Annotated in this window: 1 protein-coding gene; it reads left to right on the top strand. The window is 71.6% G+C overall.

The window, feature by feature from the left end; all coding sequences use genetic code 11:
- A partial coding sequence (locus G7A99_RS22360) for a pyridoxal phosphate-dependent aminotransferase (protein WP_163144206.1) occupies positions 1–743 on the top strand: 743 nt, incomplete at its 5' end.
- Positions 744–783: the final 40 nt, after the last annotated feature.

The following is a 783-nucleotide window of genomic DNA, read 5'->3' as shown; positions in this document are numbered from 1 at the left end:
CCACCGGTGTGGCCTATTCGCCGGAGCAGCTCCAGGGGATCGCCGAGGTCGCACGCCGTTATCGCGTGCTGGTGCTCTCCGACGAGATCTACAGCGGCACCCACTTCGACGGCGGGCACGTCTCCATCGCCCGCTACTACCCGGAAGGCACGGTGATCAGCAACGGCCTGTCCAAGTGGTGCGGCGCCGGCGGCTGGCGGCTCGGCACCTTCGCCTTTCCCTCGGAGCTGCGCTGGCTGCTCGACGGCATGGCGGCGGTGGCGAGCGAGACCTTCACCTCCACCAGCGCACCGATCCAGTACGCCGCCACCACCGCGTTCGACGGCGGCCCGGCGCTCGAGCGCTACCTGGCCGACAGTCGCCGGATACTGAGTGCGCTGGCCCGGCGCTTCCACGCCACGCTCACCGGGGCGGGCGCGGCCTGCCGGCCGGCCCAGGGCGGGTTCTACCTGTTCCCGAGCTTCGAGGCACTGCGCCCGCAGCTCGAGGCACGGGGTATCACCGACAGCGCCACCCTGTGCGAGTCGCTGCTGGAGGATACCGGCGTCGCCGTGCTGCCCGGCTCGAATTTCGGCCGGCCCGCCCGGGAGCTGTCCATGCGTCTCGCCTACGTGGACTTCGACGGGGGGCCGGCACTGGCGGCCGCGGCGGAGCACACCGAGATCGACGAGCACTTCCTGCAGCGCTATTGCCCGAGGGTGGTAATCGCCGCGGACCGCATGGCGGCCTGGCTGAAGGGCTGACCGGGGGCCTTGCAAAACCGCGCCGGCGCCGTCACGTCCG

It is taken from the genome of Arhodomonas sp. KWT, assembly GCF_010993615.1.
The sequence above is the reverse complement of the archived record's forward strand: the minus strand, read 5'-3'. Positions and strand labels throughout refer to the sequence as shown.